The 16,651-nt window shown below is 56.4% G+C and carries 13 protein-coding genes and 1 other RNA gene; 9 read left to right on the top strand and 5 right to left on the bottom strand.

Features of this window, described 5'->3' with window-relative positions; all coding sequences use genetic code 11:
* Window positions 1-11 precede the first annotated feature (11 nt).
* Window positions 12-1,187 carry an acyltransferase gene (locus J2X72_RS08845; RefSeq protein ID WP_310070832.1) on the bottom strand — a complete coding sequence of 392 codons (1,176 nt, stop codon included), beginning with the start codon at window positions 1,185-1,187 and terminating at the stop codon, window positions 12-14.
* Window positions 1,188-1,771: 584 nt separating this feature from the next.
* On the opposite strand from J2X72_RS08845, the gene J2X72_RS08840 reads away from it, so the two are divergent.
* Entirely contained in the window at window positions 1,772-2,794 is a 1,023-nt protein-coding gene (locus J2X72_RS08840; protein ID WP_210000308.1) for a hypothetical protein, read from the top strand.
* A 2-nt stretch (window positions 2,795-2,796) separates the two neighbouring features.
* Here J2X72_RS08840 and J2X72_RS08835 read toward each other — a convergent pair whose 3' ends face one another.
* Both J2X72_RS08835 and J2X72_RS08830 read right to left on the bottom strand, forming a co-directional pair.
* Window positions 2,797-3,453 carry a class I SAM-dependent methyltransferase gene (locus tag J2X72_RS08835; RefSeq protein ID WP_310070828.1) on the bottom strand — a complete coding sequence of 219 codons (657 nt, stop codon included), beginning with the start codon at window positions 3,451-3,453 and terminating at the stop codon, window positions 2,797-2,799.
* Between the two features lie 4 nt (window positions 3,454-3,457).
* Window positions 3,458-4,711 (bottom strand): DUF3419 family protein, encoded by a 1,254-nt coding sequence (locus J2X72_RS08830; RefSeq protein WP_310070826.1) that lies wholly within the window; start codon window positions 4,709-4,711, stop codon window positions 3,458-3,460.
* A gap of 273 nt (window positions 4,712-4,984) precedes the next feature.
* Between J2X72_RS08830 and J2X72_RS08825 the strand changes: the two genes are divergently transcribed.
* Window positions 4,985-6,901 (top strand): LTA synthase family protein, encoded by a 1,917-nt coding sequence (locus tag J2X72_RS08825; protein WP_310070824.1) that lies wholly within the window; start codon window positions 4,985-4,987, stop codon window positions 6,899-6,901.
* A gap of 9 nt (window positions 6,902-6,910) precedes the next feature.
* Here J2X72_RS08825 and J2X72_RS08820 read toward each other — a convergent pair whose 3' ends face one another.
* Window positions 6,911-7,423: a GNAT family N-acetyltransferase gene (locus J2X72_RS08820; RefSeq protein WP_310070821.1), complete on the bottom strand. Its 513-nt coding sequence runs from the start codon at window positions 7,421-7,423 to the stop codon at window positions 6,911-6,913.
* 2 nt (window positions 7,424-7,425) lie between these two features.
* The gene (locus J2X72_RS08815; protein WP_310070818.1) at window positions 7,426-11,061 is read right to left on the bottom strand and encodes a hydantoinase B/oxoprolinase family protein; all 3,636 of its coding nucleotides are present in this window, start codon (window positions 11,059-11,061) and stop codon (window positions 7,426-7,428) included.
* Between the two features lie 240 nt (window positions 11,062-11,301).
* Between J2X72_RS08815 and J2X72_RS08810 the strand changes: the two genes are divergently transcribed.
* The 7 genes from J2X72_RS08810 to rsmH all read left to right on the top strand — a co-directional run bounded on the left by J2X72_RS08810 (window position 11,302) and on the right by rsmH (window position 16,649).
* The gene (locus J2X72_RS08810) at window positions 11,302-11,685 is read left to right on the top strand and encodes a hypothetical protein (protein WP_310070815.1); all 384 of its coding nucleotides are present in this window, start codon (window positions 11,302-11,304) and stop codon (window positions 11,683-11,685) included.
* Between the two features lie 151 nt (window positions 11,686-11,836).
* Window positions 11,837-12,556 (top strand): DnaJ family molecular chaperone, encoded by a 720-nt coding sequence (locus J2X72_RS08805; protein WP_310070810.1) that lies wholly within the window; start codon window positions 11,837-11,839, stop codon window positions 12,554-12,556.
* Window positions 12,543-13,307, top strand: a complete 765-nt coding sequence (locus J2X72_RS08800) for an N-acetylmuramoyl-L-alanine amidase (protein WP_310070808.1) — start codon at window positions 12,543-12,545, stop codon at window positions 13,305-13,307. The genes J2X72_RS08805 and J2X72_RS08800 overlap by 14 nt, the downstream gene beginning before the upstream one ends.
* Window positions 13,308-13,521: 214 nt before the next feature.
* Window positions 13,522-14,271 (top strand): transglycosylase SLT domain-containing protein, encoded by a 750-nt coding sequence (locus J2X72_RS08795; protein ID WP_210000343.1) that lies wholly within the window; start codon window positions 13,522-13,524, stop codon window positions 14,269-14,271.
* A gap of 91 nt (window positions 14,272-14,362) precedes the next feature.
* Window positions 14,363-14,796, top strand: an RNA gene (gene rnpB, locus J2X72_RS08790) — RNase P RNA component class A.
* A gap of 387 nt (window positions 14,797-15,183) precedes the next feature.
* A complete protein-coding gene (gene mraZ, locus J2X72_RS08785; RefSeq protein ID WP_310070804.1) occupies window positions 15,184-15,642 on the top strand; it encodes a division/cell wall cluster transcriptional repressor MraZ in 459 nt (152 codons plus the stop codon).
* Window positions 15,642-16,649 (top strand): 16S rRNA (cytosine(1402)-N(4))-methyltransferase RsmH, encoded by a 1,008-nt coding sequence (gene rsmH, locus J2X72_RS08780; RefSeq protein WP_310070801.1) that lies wholly within the window; start codon window positions 15,642-15,644, stop codon window positions 16,647-16,649. Before mraZ ends, rsmH begins: the two co-directional genes overlap by 1 nt.
* The last annotated feature ends 2 nt before the right edge of the window (window positions 16,650-16,651 follow it).

Raw genomic sequence — 16,651 nt, 5'->3', positions numbered from 1 at the left:
TTCACCTGAAATCAGTTCGTTGACGATTGAGGGTTTGGGAGAGTGTCGCTGTCATCGATTGCACGGTAAGGATGGGCGGTATCCCCGTAATGTTTGGTCCCGTGCAGCCGTTGAGCGGCGCTGCGCTCCTTTGGAGCGACGTAAGGGAAGAAATCTTTCAGCGCGTTGATCCGCTTTTCCAGGACCAGCCACGAGATCGAGGCAAGCCCTATTGTGCCCGCAGTTGCGACGAGGAGCCGGCCAAATCCTTGCTCCGAGACATTGATGGGTATCCAGGGCTGCGCCTGGACGATCAATGCAAGGACAACCGCGTGCAAAAGGTAAACGCCGTAGCTGATGCGGCCCAGCGCAGTCAGTGGCGGGCATTCAACGAACCGACCCAGATAACCGCCAAATCCTGCTGAACAGAAGCTCACAATCATCACCAGCGGGACGAGAGGAAAAACCTCCAGCCCGATCCAGCGTGCCCAATCCTGCGTCACCGGCACTGGCACCGGCCTGAGCCACAACAGAATGAGGAAGGCGGCGGCCAGCGGCATCCAGCTCATCAACATCCATCGGGGCGAGAGCGCAGTCCTCGACCGCCAGGCAGCGAGCAATGCACCGGATGCGAGTGCGTCCATCGATGCGGGAGGTAGCAGATCACGCGATAGAGAAGGGATTCCCGTCACAGGCCAGTAGAAACGATATGCCAACGAAAGGAGGATGACGCCAATGCAAATCCGTTCGATCGATCGGCGCGGCGCCAACAGAATAACCAACGGCCAAATGACGTAAAACTGCTCTTCGATGCTCAGACTCCAGGTATGACATAAGATCCACGGCGTCCACTCGTCGCGAAGGGCATACCAGAAGTTCGAAAGGTAAAACGCGTGCCAGGCAAGCACTCGTTTGGATTCCTCTAGACCTGCCAGCCAGACGAAGCTCAACATGCCAAAATATAGCGGAAAAATGCGCAATGCCCGGCGAATGTAAAACGACTTGAGTGCAGCAACGGGTTCGAATTCTGCGGCAGAGCGCGCCTCCAGGAGAAGCCGCGTAATCAGGAATCCGCTCAGTACGAAGAAGAGACGTACTCCGACGTGACCCCAATAAGAGCCATCGGCCGCGAAGAGATGCGCATACAAAACCATGGCGACGGCAACGGCTCTCAAACCGTCCAACTGCCGAGAACGCACATTCGACATCGGGTTCCTTCAGCGTTCAGCTATGCCGGCAAGCTCCTGGACCGCACCAACCCTCCAATCAGTGACGGTTCTTGCCAAATGGCCTCCCTCATTGACCCAACAAATAATCTCTCGGGCGTGATCACCTCGATCGGCGGACGTAGCAAAGCTTCATTCGGCACAGCAATTGTGGCTGCTTATTTGGCGCGTGGCAGAAAGCCCAAGAGTGCTCGCCTGTCTTCCAGTTCCTCCATAGCAAACATTGGCCGCACCGTAATCAGACTTTGGTCTGACTGCGGTGAGGCATAAGTCGGGCGCGTTTCAGGGCAAATAAACGACCGACAACAGCGGTGGCCATTGCAACGTCCCGTCGTTGAGATTTGTGCTGGCGGAGCTTCTGCGAGCCTTGGAGATGCAGATTGGATAAGGGCGTCAAGGGTAAAGGCACTTCGCATGGCACGACGGCCAAAGTGGGCTCGGCGCGGTTTCAAAAGCCCCTATCAAGCCGCCATTTTCCTAGCTGCACGAATTCTTGGCGCGTGTTACTCGTTGCAACCTATGTTTGAGACGTATTGGTTGCAGCGTTGCCATTTTGGGGGCAAGAAATGATCCGTAGACTTGGCTTGCTGGTTTTGCTCATCGGCTTCGTCGCGTTCGCAAATGCCTTTTTGAGTTCCTGGGTAACGATCGATCGCAATGATTTGGGTGTTTCCGTGGGCCAAACCGGAAGCTGTACCCGACCTACAATCCCGAGTTTCTGGCGGAACTATCGCGGCTATCCCGATTATGACAATGAACTGATCTCCGATTATTTCGGCATCTATGCTGCCTATGCGTCGAATGTTTATCAACCGATCCCGCGCGAGCGCTTCAAACTGCAGCCCGACTATTTCGGATGGGCTCCGCAAGGTGGACCGATTGTCAGGCCAGGCGGCTTCGACGCCGAAGTGTACTATCGTCGCGCCGCTGATCGCCTGTCGGTGATGATGGTGTTCCGGGGCAAAGACAACGCCACAAGTCTCAACGATCTCATCAGCGAAAACACCTATTTTACCCAGATGATCAATCCCTGGGATCAATATCGCACGGCGCGCAAGGAGTTCGCCAAGGTTCGCAGGGAAGCCCAGCAGAACGCGGCCGGCCTTCCGGTTGAATACATAATGGTCGGGCATGGGCTCGGGGGCGGGCTCGCGCGTCACATGGCAGCCGCGTTTCCATGTACCGCCGCTATCGTCTTCAATTCGACCTTCATATCTAACAACCGCCGTCTGGCGGAGCCGTATGATGGCCAGGTCGTCGATCTTTTTTCCGACAATACCCTTCCGTCGAGATTGGCAATCCTGTCCAACCCGCGCGCATTCTTCCGGATTTCGCGCGTTCACCAATGGTATCGTGTGCGAAATGCCGGAGACTTCGTCGGGCCGCAAGGCATGCAAAGAGCTGCTGTTGCCATGGCCCGCATCCCGGTTATGTGCCTGCTTCGCGCCGATTGCGAATTGAACAAAACTACAAGTGGCGACGCGCAGGAGGCGAATCCGCAAAACACCCGGACGGCTGCGGAGATGTCGATGCTCTATTGCCTCGCGGGTCCGAACTCGGAAGGCTCCAAGAACGATCTGTGCAAATAGGTCTATTTCTTGCGGCGAACAACTGAAATCCAGGCAAAGCCGCGGTAGAGCCGCCGCGCTTCGCTTGAACATCCGCCCTGCGCAGCGATCGTATCAGCTACGTCGAACAGGTTGTTGCGCGGTGTGACGTGATACCACTCCAGCCATTTGTACAGGGCAGTCCTGGTAAAGCCGGGCAGGTCCTTCAGGTCGCCAAAATCCACGATATGCAAAGCACCCCCAGGGGTCAGATGGGTCACAGCCTCGCGGATCACCTCTTGCCACTGCGGAATCATCGAAACCGCATAAGAAATGAAGATCCGGTCGAATTCACGTCGTCCGAAAAGCGCTTGGGGATCAAAATCCGCGGCATCGGCGTAAGCGAGGTGAGTGCGTTCGTCCAGTCCCGCTGCGGCTATTTTCTGGGTCGCGGTCGCGAGCATTTCATGCGAGATATCAATGCCATAGAGCGAAGTCTTCGGATAAGCTTCGCCGGCAAGGACAAGATTCCGGCCGGTGCCGCAACCAATTTCGAGAATGCTACCGTTGCCAGGGGGATGCAGGCCCGCGATCATGGGGTCGCGTCCCAGAAGATAATACTTGCGGGTCGCGTCATAGAAATGACGCTGATGCCGGTAGACCCGATCCATTAGTGGACCATGTTCAATCTTGGCAAGCATCGAACTAATCCTTCAGCGTATAGAGGTGAAAACCGCCGTAGATTGACGAGCGATCGCGGGCATGAAGGGCGAGTGACTGTTCGTTCTGATAGGACCAGCGCTCGAGCAGAGCATCGTCGATACGACCCGGCAGGATGGTCGGCTCGGCGGCGGTCCGGAATATCACGCGAGCGCCTGGTGAGGCGGTGCGGGTAATTTCGTGCCAGAGTTCGTTGAGCTGGGTGTCGTTCATCCAATCCTGTGCGTCGAGAAGGATGAAGCGGTCGACGGATGCGACGGCCTTTGCTGCGAGAAATTCTGTCAGGGACGCATTTACAACGCTCATCCGACCTGCGCGGTCGCGCACGGTGGCAAAGTTGTTGCGAGAGAGGTACGGAGGCAGCGGGCCCGTTTCAGCGTTGTCGCTATAGCCACGACCGAAGGCCTGCCAGGCGAAATAGTTCTCCGAAAGGGGAAAGCCACAAGCGAGCTTTTCAAGACGGCCGCGCAGGACCTGTGCCATATCGCCGTTTCCGGCCGTCGCAAGAGCATCATATTGCTGCGGTGGGATGCCGAGACCAAAAAGGGACGATTTCCGCTTCGTCGCCCAGCGGATCATACGTCTGTCAAAGAGCGGGGCGAGAGCGCTGTCGAAATAGGCGCGCTGTTCCTCCATGGTCGAGGATTTCAGAATGTCGCGCGGATCGATGCCGTAAAGCTTTGCCACGCGATGTCCCATGCCGATGAACAGACCGAGCAGACCGTGGCGATAGAGATCGCGGGAAAAGATCGTGATACGCCGGCGCCCCGACAACATGCGTGTTTCCCAATAGGCGCGGCTCGTGGAATCCAGATGCTGGCGAATAAAGCGTTCATACGCGGCAAGGTTGGCCTTGTCATCGGCCGTGCCGTAGAAGCGATAGAACGCATCGTAGTTGGGCAGGTTTGCCACTGCCGCGAGCTTCAGGCGGTTAAATGCGACGTGGGCGGTATTCAAATCGACGGCCTCGACACTGGCAGGGTCAGCAGTCAGGTAGGACATGGCATTGCAGCCGCCCGACGCGATTGTGACGATGCGATGCCCAGGGCGGATCTGCAGCGCCTCCATGTCGACTTGGGGATCTTCCCAGATTTGTGGATAGACCAATCCCTTGAAGACATGAGCGAAAAGCCGCTCGGACATCCCGGCCCGCGATAGAAATCGGTTCTGACGGACCGCCTTGTTCAGTTTCTCATTCCGCGGGAGAGGGGTATTTGTGGATTGTCGAGCAAACGGCATCTAATCGAATCCCCATTGTTGGAAATTCCTGCTCGCCTAGCATTTCGATGTAACAGACGGGTGACGGTGTCGGTGCAACAAATTGTCAAATTGATTCAACTTATAGCGGCAACCCATTGGGTTTGCTCGTTCGCGCAATGTGACACTGTTGCCGCATAAGTGATCGGATTCGGCTAATTCCTTGTTTTTCCCACTTTTCCCGGAACGGCTAGCTGATATATGACGTTTTAGTGACGGTTTTGTAACAACCGCCCGCGCATTGTGGAGATGGCGTTGGTCAGGCAAATCGAGCAAGTCGAACTTGAGACAGAGAGTGCCTGGCAGGCCGATGCGGCTGCGACGCAGCCCTCCATGTTTGCAATCTACCTACGGCACGCGGGTTATGTGATCGCTGTTTGCGTTCTTTCAACGGTCTTGGTGTTTGCCATTGAACTGGTATCGCGCGGCTCAGTTTCGGAAACGATGCTGTTTTTTCAGGAGCTCTACCGGCCTGCCTGGACGACTGTCGGCTTCTATGCACTGGTGATGATTGCGTTCGATGCGCTTCTCGGACGGTCCCACAATGGACTGCTGGTCATCGCTCCCTGCGTGCTGCTGTTCACGTGGATTGGGAGACAGAAAGCGCTGTATCTGGGAGACCCGCTTTATCCCACTGATTTTCTATATTCGCGCCAGATCGTGGATCTTTTGCCGTTGCTCGTCAGGGAACGCCCGTGGAGTGCCGCCGGTATCGTCGTAGTAGCGATTTTGGTAAGTGCCGGGCTCGTATTGACTTGGCGGTTTTGGCGCCAGCGCACCTTCAGGCTCAACGGTAGGGGACGCGTGTGGCGGCTGGTTGTCGCGCTACCGGCGCTGGTCTTCTTTGTTTCAATCATGGATTACAACAATTTTTCCTGGGCACGGGACCGCCTGCGCGTGCAGCCAATCATGTGGGATCAGAAGGAGAACTATGCCCATAACGGGTTTACAATGGCCTTCGCACTCAATTTGCCTATGGCCGACCTGACCGTTCCGCAAGGCTATTCTTCCGATGCTATCACTGCGATTTCATTGCCTGCTACAGCAATGGAGCCACGGGAAAAGCCCGATATCATTATGGTGATGAGCGAGTCCTTCTGGGATCCGACACGGTTACGCGGCGTGAATTTCAATCGTGATCCGCTCCCAACGGTGCGTGCGAGCCTATCTGGCTCGGTGTTCTCGCCAGAGTTTGGCGGGATGACAGCCAATGTGGAATTTGAAGCGCTGACGGGTTTTTCCAACGCATTTTTGCCCTATGGCAGCATTCCTTATCAGCAATACATCCGCCATCCTCTCCCTTCGCTCGCCACCTTTTTGAAAAGCAAGGGTTACGCTACGAAAGCGATCCATCCCTATCATGAGTGGTTCTGGAACCGGCGCAATGTCTATCAGGCATTCGGCTTCGACGCGTTCCGATCGGAGGAGAATCTGCCGAAACTTGCGTCGCGGGGACCGCTGGTATCGGATGCGGCCCTGATGGAGGAAGTCATTCGGGAAGCGGACGAGACCAAAAGCCCGTTCTTCTTCTTCACCGTGACCTTGCAGGGTCACGGCCCTTATGAACCGTATCGTTACAAAGACCCATCTATTGATGTGGCGACAGAAACAGGTGTTGCCGAGCGCGAAGCCATCCGCAGTTATTCCGAAGGTGTCGCCGACGCCGACCGTGGTTTGAAGAAACTGATGGACTGGGCGTCAAAGCGCAAACGCCAGACGATTCTCGTCTTTTTCGGCGATCATCTGCCACCCCTTGGCGACGCCTATATCTCCACAGGATACATGAAAGGCCGTGTTGCAGACAGGCGCGCGCCGCTCGACGAGATGCTCAAGCAGCATGAAACGCCTCTGGTCGTCTGGTCCAATCGTACGGGAACGGATCATGCTATCGGTACTGTCAGCCCGGCCTTCCTACCTCTTCACGTGCTGGAGGTTGCCGGGTTAAGCCATCCATATTACACAGGTTTTCTTGGGGCGATCCGCGACCGCTACAAGATCATAGACCGCCATCTGCTATTGTCTACCGACGACATGTCAAATCCTGACTGGATGGAAAAGCCAGGCACCGACCCGCTGATCAATAATTTCAGGCTGCTGCAATATGACATGATGTTCGGGAACCGGGCGGGTCAGGATAAATTCTTTCCTGAACTGAATGTTCACGGCACTTAAGGCGACCGTTTATCTCAGGTCCAACCGCAATAGTTCATCGTCATAGGATTGACCGTTGACACGCAGAGCGTCCTTTTCAAAGCCAAAGACAGTGAAGCCAAGCTCCAGGTAAAGCGCGCGTGCCGATATGTTTGTGGCCATTACAGTTGCGTGCAATGTATCGACATGACCACGAGCATAGTCAATGACCGCTTCCGTCAATCGCTTTCCAAGGTTATGCCCGCGCCATTCCCTGTCGACGAAGACGCCCCACAGCAGCCCCTTGTGTCTTTGCTTGCTTTTGGTGTTCATGGCGAAGCCGGCAATCCCGACAAGGACATCGTCGGCGAATGCACCAAAGACGGCATTGGGCTGGTCATCGAGGCGCCGGCGGACGTCCTCGATGCTGCGTTCGCGTTCCTCTTCGTAGCTCGAACCGAAAGCCTCTGGCGCACTGCGCAACCCATGCAGGCGCAGTGCGTGAAAGGCTTCGGCATCGGCGCCGTCCAAAATCCTGATGAAGGGAGTGGCGGCGCGCACCATTGTCAGCCTCCGATCTTGCCGTAACCGCCGGGCGTCGGCGTTGTGACGATGATGGCCTCACCCGCTTCGAGCACAGTCTGGTCGCAGGCCTTCAACGTTTCAATAGTTCCGTCGTTGCGGCGGACTTCGGTCTTGCCAACCTCGCCGTCGCCGCCGCCATCCAGGCCCTCTGGAGGACGATCGCGATGTGATGAAAGGATCGAGCAATCCATCTGCCTTAGAAACCGGATAGTGCGTTTGGTACCGCCACCGCCCGGGAACTTCCCGATACCTCCAGAATTTTCCCGGATGTGAAAGTCCTCGAGCAAGACGGGAAATCGCATTTCGAGTATCTCCGGATCGGTGAGGCGCGAATTCGTCATATGGGTGTGAACGCCGGATGTCCCGGCAAAGCCGGCCCCATTGTTGAAATGGCCGGCGGGAGAACCTGAACAGATTGTCTCGTAGTATTGGTATTCATCATTGCCGAAGGTCAGATTATTCATCGTCCCTTGCGAATTTGCCACGGCACCAAGCGCCGCGAAAAGCGCATTGGTAACATGCTGCGACGTCTCGACATTACCGGCCACGACAGCTGCCGGATAGGCAGGCTTGAGCATGGAACCATCGGGAGTGATGATGTCGATCGGACGCAGACAGCCTGCGTTCATCGGGATCGCGCCCTCAACCATGACGCGGAAGACATAAAGAACTGCCGCGCGCGCCACCGGTTCCGGCGCGTTGAAGTTGTTCTTCATCACCGGCGACGTGCCTGTGAAATCGACAGTCGCCCGGCGCTGACGCCTGTCGACGGTGATCTTGACCTTGATCGTCTGGCCCGTATCGGTCGCATAGGAACATTCGGAACGTTCCGGCAACCGGTCGAGAACGTTGCGGACGCTTTCTGCCGCGTTGTCCTGCACGTGACCCATATAGGCTTCCACCACATCGAGACCGAACTGCGCGATCATCTTCCTGAGTTCATTCACACCCTTTTCGTTGGCGGCGATCTGGGCTTTCAGGTCGGCGACATTCTGGTGGACATTGCGTGCCGGCCATGGGTGGTTGGTCAAAAGTTCGGTCAGTTCTTCTTCACGGAAGCGGCCCCGTTCTACGAGACGGAAATTGTCTATCAAGACGCCTTCTTCGTCCACGGTCGTCGCCAGCGGCGTCATTGACCCCGGCGCCGATCCGCCGATATCCGCGTGATGGCCGCGAGACGCCGAGTAGAAGAGGATTTTTTCGCCTGCCTCATCGAAAACCGGAGTGACTACCGTGATATCGGGAAGATGCGTGCCGCCATTATAGGGTGCGTTGAGTGCGAAAACATCGCCGGGATGGATATCGCCTTCATTTAGCTTGATGATTGTTTCGACGGAACGATCCATCGATCCCAGATGCACCGGCATATGCGGGGCGTTGGCCACCAGCGCACCATTGCGATCAAAAACCGCGCAGGAGAAATCCAGCCGCTCCTTGATGTTGACCGAATAAGCCGTGTTTTGCAGCGTCACACCCATCTGCTCGGCGATCGACATGAAGAGATTATTGAACACCTCCAGCATGATCGGATCAGCTTGCGTGCCAAGCGCTGCAGCGCGTGCCTTCTTCTCGATCCGCCGCATCAGAACGTGATTGAGCGCGGTGATTTCCGCCTGCCAGCCGGGCTCCACGACGATCGTTTGATGTGTCTCGATAATCAGTGCGGGGCCACTGACCTTGTGCCCAGGCCTGAGATTGGCGCGGGCGAAGGTGACAGCGTCGTGGAAGGCTCCTCCGGTATAGACCGTGCAGGTCTCACCGGCCTCGGGCTCCGAATTGTCTGGGCGTTGTTCGGTTTCAATCTGCTTGTGCCCGCGGCTATCGGAGCCCTCGACGCCGACTGCTTCTACGACGATACCCTTGTCGTCATAAATGAAACCGAACTGGGCCTTGTGGGCAATTTCAAAGGCAAGGCGCGCATTATCGATCGAGAAATCACTGAAATCGACAGGGATCGTCGTATCGGTGCCGTCATAGCGCAGATGCAGAATCGGGCGCGAAGTAACGTGTTCAGGTGGGACGCCCTGTTCGGTGATTTCCGCGACGACAGTTCCGGAGAGCCGGTCGGATAGCTGGCGTATGTCGCTCAATGAGCTTGGGGACAGGGCTTTCACCAAGGCTTGCTGACGGGAGGCGAATATGGACGATAAGCCGATTCCATAGGCGGAAAGCAGGCCGGAAAAAGGATGGATCAACACGGCTTCCATGCCAAGGGCGTCGGCGACGAGGCAAGCATGCTGGCCTCCTGCGCCACCGAAACAATTCAGCAGATACCGGGTAACATCGTAGCCACGCTGCACGGAAATCTTTTTCACCGCATTGGCCATGTTTTCAACCGCGATGGTGATGAAGCCTTCGGCAACCTCTTCCGGTGTTTTGCCTTCGCCGATCTCGGCAGCGAGCGCAGTGAATTTTTGGACTACCACCTCGCGGTCGAGCCGCTCATTTTGCCCCGGACCGAAAATCGCAGGGAAATACTTTGGTTGCAGCTTACCGAGCATGACATTGGCGTCGGTCACGGCCAGCTGGCCACCGCGACGATAGCAGGCTGGGCCAGGATTGGCGCCGGCAGAATCGGGACCCGCCTGAAACCGGCCGGCGCTATAGTGCAGGATCGATCCGCCACCCGCCGCTACCGTATGAATCCGCATCATCGGCGCGCGTATACGCACGCCCGCGACTTCGGTGTCGAAGGCACGCTCATACTCTCCTTCATAGTGCGCAACATCGGTCGATGTGCCGCCCATGTCGAATCCGATCACCTTGTCGAAACCGGCGAGCTTTGCCGTCTCCACCATGCCAACGACGCCGCCTGCCGGACCGGACAGGATGGCATCCTTGCCTTGAAACAAATCTGCTGCGGTCAAACCGCCAGAGGACATCATAAACGAAAGGCGGGGGCCGACATCGGACTTGTGCTCTATGCCAAGCTCGCGCGCGACGTGCTCGACATACCGGCGCAGGATAGGCGAGAGATAGGCATCCACAACCGTTGTGTCGCCGCGACCAACGAGCTTGGCCAGCGGCGAGACCTCGTGGCTGACGGAGACTTGGCCGAAGCCCATTTCGCGCGCAATTTCGGCCGCTGTCCGTTCATGTGCCGGATAGTTCCAGGCATGCATAAAGACGATCGCGACGGCATCGATGCCCGCCTGCCTGATATCGGTCAATGCGACGCGGATTTTCTCAGCGTCGGGAAGGATCTCCACGGTTCCGTCTGTACGGACGCGCTCGTCGATTTCGATCACGCGCTCATAGAGCTGTTCAGGGAGAATGATTTCTTTGGCAAAGATGTCCGGCCGCGCTTGATAGGCTATCTTCAAGGCATCACGAAACCCTTTGGTGATCACGAGGGCCGTCCTGTCGCCTTTTCGTTCGAGGAGCGCGTTGGTGGCAACGGTCGTGCCCATCTTGACCTCACCGATACGCTGCGAGGGGATGGGGTCGTCCTTTTTGACACCAAGCAAATCGCGAATGCCCTGGATGGCAGCATCGCGGTAAGCTTCCGGGTTCTCCGAAAGTAATTTGTGGGCTCGTATAGTGCCTTCGGGATCGCGAGCAATGACGTCGGTGAATGTACCGCCGCGGTCGATCCAGAAGTCCCATTTGTCGCTCATAATATTCGTCCAATCTCAAAATTAGTGATTTGCAAAATTTCGGCGAGTTTGCGCGCCGCCCGCCACAATAAACAGGCCTGGTCAGCAAGCGCAATCGGCTGCAGCATTTGGATTAAATTTTCTTCCTATGTGTGGTTATCCACACAGGAATTAACCGAGAGCAAAAACAAAATCCAACTTTGCCTCATTTTCGATAAGGTGGAATCGAGGGGCCATCTAAGTAATTTCGGAGAGGAAACCATGAAGAGTAAGTTTGTTGTTTCGCTGGCGGCGGTTTCGCTTCTGGCGCTAGCCGGTTGCGGCGAGAGTGAGCAGAAGTCGGAACAGCCGCCAGCAAAAGCCGAACAGCCGGCGCCAGCTCCAGCTCCAGCGCCAACGCCAGCACCAGCCCAGGCGCCAGCGGCTACGGAAGCGCCGACGGCGCCAATGAACGCAGAAGAAACCTTGAAAAAGATCAAAGAACAGGCTGCGACAATGACGGCTGAGCAAAAGCAGGCTGCTGTCGCCACCGCCAGAAAGGCAGCTGAGGATGCCGCGACGGCAGCCGGTCAGACGGCGGATCAGGTCAAGGCGGCTGCGGACTCTGCAGAAAAAGCCATCAAGGACGCACTCGGCGTTCAGTAAAAAACAATCCCGTTCGTGGGTAAGCGGCCAGCCATGTGCTGGCCGCTTTGCCAGACGCATGCAAATGCTGCGTCAACCGGTCCCGGCAAAACGCGTTTTTCAACACACTATCTCTCTCGCAATTGCGAACGAATTTGAATAAAACGAACATATGTCGATTTGGCGCCGCATCAGCGATTTCATTACCAGCACAGCGATCGATGCCTTCTCGAGCATCATCGAGGCAGTTCGAACTGCGTTCGAAGGTGATCCGGAAACGCGACGGCGCGTCGCCTTCTCCATCGCCATGATTGCATTGTCGGCCAAGATGGCGAAGGCCGACGGGGTCGTGACGCAGGTGGAAATCAACGCTTTCAACGACATTTTCCATGTGCCGGCGCAATATCAGGATCAGGTAACGCGTCTTTACAACCTCGCCAAGCAGGATGTGGCAGGCTATGAAGCATACGCCGCGCAATTGGCTTCGCTGTGCGGATCGGGCAAGCCTAATTGCAAAATGCTGGAAGATATCCTTGACGGGTTGTTCCACATCGCCAAGTCGGACGGAGCCTTGCACGACGAGGAACTGATTTTTCTCGGGACAGTCGCTGACATATTTGCGATTGATGAGGAAGAATTCGACATCATATTGGCACGGCATGTCGGGCGCAGTCAGGCGGACCCATATCTCGTTCTTGGCCTTCCACGGAACGTCAATTTTGAAACCGCACGCAAGCAGTATCGTGCCCTTGTTCGCGAAAACCACCCGGACATGTTGATGGCACGCGGAGTACCGGAAGAGTTCATCGCCATCGCCAACCAGCGCATAGCCGCTATCAATGCGGCTTGGGACAAAGTCGAAAAAGACCTTAAGGCATATGAGCACGTTTGAGCCGGACCAACCGCGGGCCGATGTTCATGCCTCGCCGAATTTCGGTCCGCGCAAGGACGGCAAACGTCCCTCTATTTTGATCCTGCATTATACCGGCATGGAAACTGGCGAGGCAGCGGAAAGCTGGCTGGCAAATCCTCAAAGTGAAGTGTCCGCTCACTACGTCGTTTACGAGAATGGCCGCATCGTACAGATGGTGCCAGAGAGCGAACGCGCCTGGCATGCGGGGCAGAGTTCCTGGAAAGGCGAGACGGATATCAATTCCTGTTCCATCGGAATCGAGATCGTCAACGGTGGTCCGCTGCTGGGGTTTCCCGATTTCCCAGAACGGCAGATCGAGGCGGTTATCGACCTTTGCAACGGTATCGCGACGCGCCACACCATCCGGCCGGAGAATATTTTGGCGCATTCGGATATCGCGCCGGCGCGCAAGATCGATCCCGGCGAAAAATTTCCATGGCCAGCACTTTACGATGCGGGCATTGGCCATTGGGTTGCCCCTTCGCCGGTACGCGGCGGAAGGTTCTTTTCGCTTGGCGATGAGGGACAACCTGTCGAGGCCCTGCAGTCAATGCTGGCTCTTTATGGCTATGGCGTTCCTATCGATGGTGTGTTCGGCTCGTCGACACAATTGGGCATTTTGGCCTTTCAGCGTCACTTTCGCCCTGAAAAAGTCGATGGAGTAGCGGACGTATCAACCATCGAAACCCTGCACAAGCTACTTTCTGCACTGCCAGTGGTCTCGTCATAAGTTGTTGAACAAAAAAGTCTTTTCCCGATAGGCTTTGTGCGCTGCAGCATATATATTTCAATGGGTTACACAAAGTTATTTGGCCGATCAATATTCGGCTGCATTGCGCCGTCAAATCCTTGGCCAATGTTCCGGGCATCGCCCTTGTGTGTTTTTGGCACGGAACGGTCCCGGCGTGCACGTTCGTGCGGCCTAAGCTTCTAGACGGAAAAAGATGACAAAAAAATTTGGTATGATTTTCGCCCTCCTTGGGGCGATGGCCTTCTTCGGCACAAATTCAGCATTCAGCGCTCCAAATGAGCCGACAAACCTCGCCGACTACATGAAGGCAAAACGAGCCGAGGCGGAAAAACAGAAAGCCGCCACCAAGTCTACGAAGCCAGTACAGGCAAAGACCCAAGCCAAGCGCGGTGTCGAAAAGACAGCGGTCAAGAAAAGCGCAGTCAAGTCGCAGCGGGTGAGCAAAAAGGCTTCAACCTACAAACGCCCGGTGGTTCACGCTAAAGCGCGGGTGAAAACCGTCGTTCGCAACGAGACCATCAACCGCGTTGATACCATGACCACGGGTGGTGTCCCTTCAGCGATCGGAGCGTCCAACTATTCGACGATTATCAGTTCCTACGCGTCGTCCTATGGTGTTCCTTTTGCTCTGGCGAACGCGGTCGTCAGGGTGGAAAGCAATTATCGTCCGAACATGACCGGCAGCGCCGGTGAAATCGGACTGATGCAGATCAAGCTCGAGACGGCGCGTGGTCTTGGTTATACGGGATCGCGGCAGGCGCTTTATAACCCGGAAACAAATATTCGCTGGGGCATGAAGTATCTAGCAGGCGCCCACAAGCTTGGAAACGGCACGACCTGCGGCACAATCCTGCGCTATAATGCCGGTCATGGTGCCACTCGCATGAACCCAGTTTCTGCCAATTACTGCAGCAAAGTGAAGTTGCAAATGGCTGCCATGTAGGTTGATCAAAGCCCCTGCTGAGTTCAAAGGCCGGATCCCATCCGGCCTTTTTTATTTGCGTTTTTCCTCCGAAACGCATTTATACGCATCGCCAGCTGGCCGGGCAGCCGCGCATGTCATACGCCGAAAGGCGGCATGTGAGGAAAGTCCGGGCTCCATGGAAACACGGTGCCGGATAACATCCGGCGGGGGTGACCCCAGGGAAAGTGCCACAGAAAGGAAACCGCCCCGTCTTTCGTTGCGCCGCATACGGCTCGTATTGGACGCAAGGAATGACGGGGTAAGGGTGAAAGGGTGGGGTAAGAGCCCACCGCGCAACTGGTAACAGGGGCGGCATGGCAAACCCCACCGGGAGCAAAACCGAATAGGGACGGCGTGCCGGGCGAAAGTCCGGCGATCAGTTTCCGGGTCAGTCGTCCGGGTGGGTTGCAGGAGGCGGATGGCAACATCCGTCCAAGATGAATGGCTGCCGCGTTGGATGAAAATCCAGCCATACAGAACCCGGCTTACAGGCCAGCTGGCATTTTCAATTTATAGATTTCGCGGCTTTCGAGCGGTCCGGCCGCGCTTTGTCAATTACAACTTCCCAAAGAGTCCTAACCCTTCATTAAGCTTAATGAGCGATAAATTCAGAATCGCCGGAAGTGTGCCGGAATAGCGGCTCATTCCCACTCTGTGTCTTGCAATCCCATTGACGCCCATAGTGCCCCATGATATCGATTGATTTCATCAGTAGCGTTCAGTCGACACGGTGTTTCCCGAAATACGATTTGGCATGCCAAGGCTGGCGTTCGGCTCAGTTTGCCGGTGCTTGGACTTCTATTGGTGGGGCTCGCGCTTCGAAGCGATCGAAGGGTGAGGCAGAGGTAGAGATGATCGAAGCCCTGGGGGCGGAAACGGCGGAGTTGCGTTTTGAACCGGTTCCTCGGACATGTGACGAACAGGATAGATGCCAAGGGACGGGTGTCCGTTCCGGCGCATTTTCGTTCGATCATCCAGGCGGCCGGCCACACGGAACTCTACGCCCTGCGTTCCTTGCATCTGCCTGCGCTCGATGCGGGCGGCCCGGAACTTTTGACGCGCTTCGACAACCATCTGGACGGCCAGGATCTTTTCGCGGAGAACGCGGACGACATGTCCTTTTATCTTCACGCGGATGGCGGTTTCCTGAAGCTGGACGGGGATGGACGGATAACGGTTACGGATTTCATGCGCGAGCATACGGGGATTTCATCGGATGTGACCTTTGCGGGCGCCAACACCCATTTTCAGATGTGGCATCCGGACCGGTTCGAGGCGCATCGGGCAAAGGTCCGGCAGCGACTGGCGGAAAAGCGCCGTCAGGAAAATCTGACCGCGGGGAAGAGCTGATGGCGGGTTCGCCGGATGCGGCCGATGGCCGTCACATTCCGGTCCTGCTCGATGAAGTCGTTGCTGCGCTCCAGCCGGAAAAGGGTCAGCGGATCATCGATGGCACATTTGGTGCTGGCGGCTACACCAAACGCATCCTTGAAACAGGGGCTTCCGTAACGGCCATCGATCGTGACCCGTCGGCTATTGCGGCAGGTCGCGTCATGGAAAAGGAATATGCCGGGCGATTGACCCTCGTGCAGGGCACTTTTTCGACACTGGATCAGGTCGCGTTATTCGGTGCACCCGATGGCATTGTTCTCGATATCGGTGTTTCGTCCATGCAGATCGATGAGGCGGAGCGCGGCTTTTCGTTCCAGAAGGATGGCCCGCTCGACATGCGCATGTCGAATACTGGCCCGAGTGCCGCTGATGTCGTCAACCGCCTGAAAATCGGTGATCTGGCGCGGATCTTCAATTTTCTCGGGGAGGAACGCCATGCGGGGCGCATCGCCCGTATGATCGACAAGCGCCGAGTGACCGAACCATTCACCCGCACGCGCGACCTTGCCAATGCGATTGAAGCGCTTGTCGGCAGAAATCCGAAAGTGCCGATCCATCCGGCTACACGGGTATTCCAGGCCCTGCGCATTTTCGTCAACGATGAACTGGGCGAACTCGTACGCGCATTGCATGCGGCGGAACGTGTGTTGAAACCTGGCGGGCGGCTTGTGGTCGTCACGTTTCATTCGCTCGAAGATCGCATCGTGAAGCGTTTCTTGTCCGACCGCTCAGGGACAGGTGGCGGCTCTCGTCATCTACCGCAACTCGAACAGCGTCTGGCAAGCTTCACCCCCGTCGGCAAAGGCATCGTTGCCCCGAGCGAGGCAGAGGCTCTCCGCAATCCGCGAGCCCGCTCGGCGAAATTGCGCGCCGGGATCCGCACAGACAATCCGCCGCTGGCTGAGGATCATTCGATCTACGGCTTGCCGAATCTTCCAGTGTTCCATGAAACAGCGAGGGGCTGATC

The organism is Phyllobacterium sp. 1468 (assembly GCF_031455525.1).
GTDB lineage: Bacteria > Pseudomonadota > Alphaproteobacteria > Rhizobiales > Rhizobiaceae > Phyllobacterium.
The sequence above is the reverse complement of the archived record's forward strand: the minus strand, read 5'-3'. Positions and strand labels throughout refer to the sequence as shown.

Coding starts and splice junctions, on each gene's coding strand:
- rsmH (WP_310070801.1), top strand. CDS start 15,642: ATGGCGGGTTCGCCGGATGCGGCCGATGGCCGTCACATTCCGGTCCTG.
- J2X72_RS08795 (WP_210000343.1), top strand. CDS start 13,522: ATGACAAAAAAATTTGGTATGATTTTCGCCCTCCTTGGGGCGATGGCC.
- J2X72_RS08820 (WP_310070821.1), bottom strand. CDS start 7,423: ATGGTGCGCGCCGCCACTCCCTTCATCAGGATTTTGGACGGCGCCGAT.
- J2X72_RS08830 (WP_310070826.1), bottom strand. CDS start 4,711: ATGCCGTTTGCTCGACAATCCACAAATACCCCTCTCCCGCGGAATGAG.
- J2X72_RS08835 (WP_310070828.1), bottom strand. CDS start 3,453: ATGCTTGCCAAGATTGAACATGGTCCACTAATGGATCGGGTCTACCGG.
- J2X72_RS08805 (WP_310070810.1), top strand. CDS start 11,837: ATGTCGATTTGGCGCCGCATCAGCGATTTCATTACCAGCACAGCGATC.
- J2X72_RS08840 (WP_210000308.1), top strand. CDS start 1,772: ATGATCCGTAGACTTGGCTTGCTGGTTTTGCTCATCGGCTTCGTCGCG.
- J2X72_RS08810 (WP_310070815.1), top strand. CDS start 11,302: ATGAAGAGTAAGTTTGTTGTTTCGCTGGCGGCGGTTTCGCTTCTGGCG.
- J2X72_RS08800 (WP_310070808.1), top strand. CDS start 12,543: ATGAGCACGTTTGAGCCGGACCAACCGCGGGCCGATGTTCATGCCTCG.
- J2X72_RS08845 (WP_310070832.1), bottom strand. CDS start 1,187: ATGTCGAATGTGCGTTCTCGGCAGTTGGACGGTTTGAGAGCCGTTGCC.
- J2X72_RS08815 (WP_310070818.1), bottom strand. CDS start 11,061: ATGAGCGACAAATGGGACTTCTGGATCGACCGCGGCGGTACATTCACC.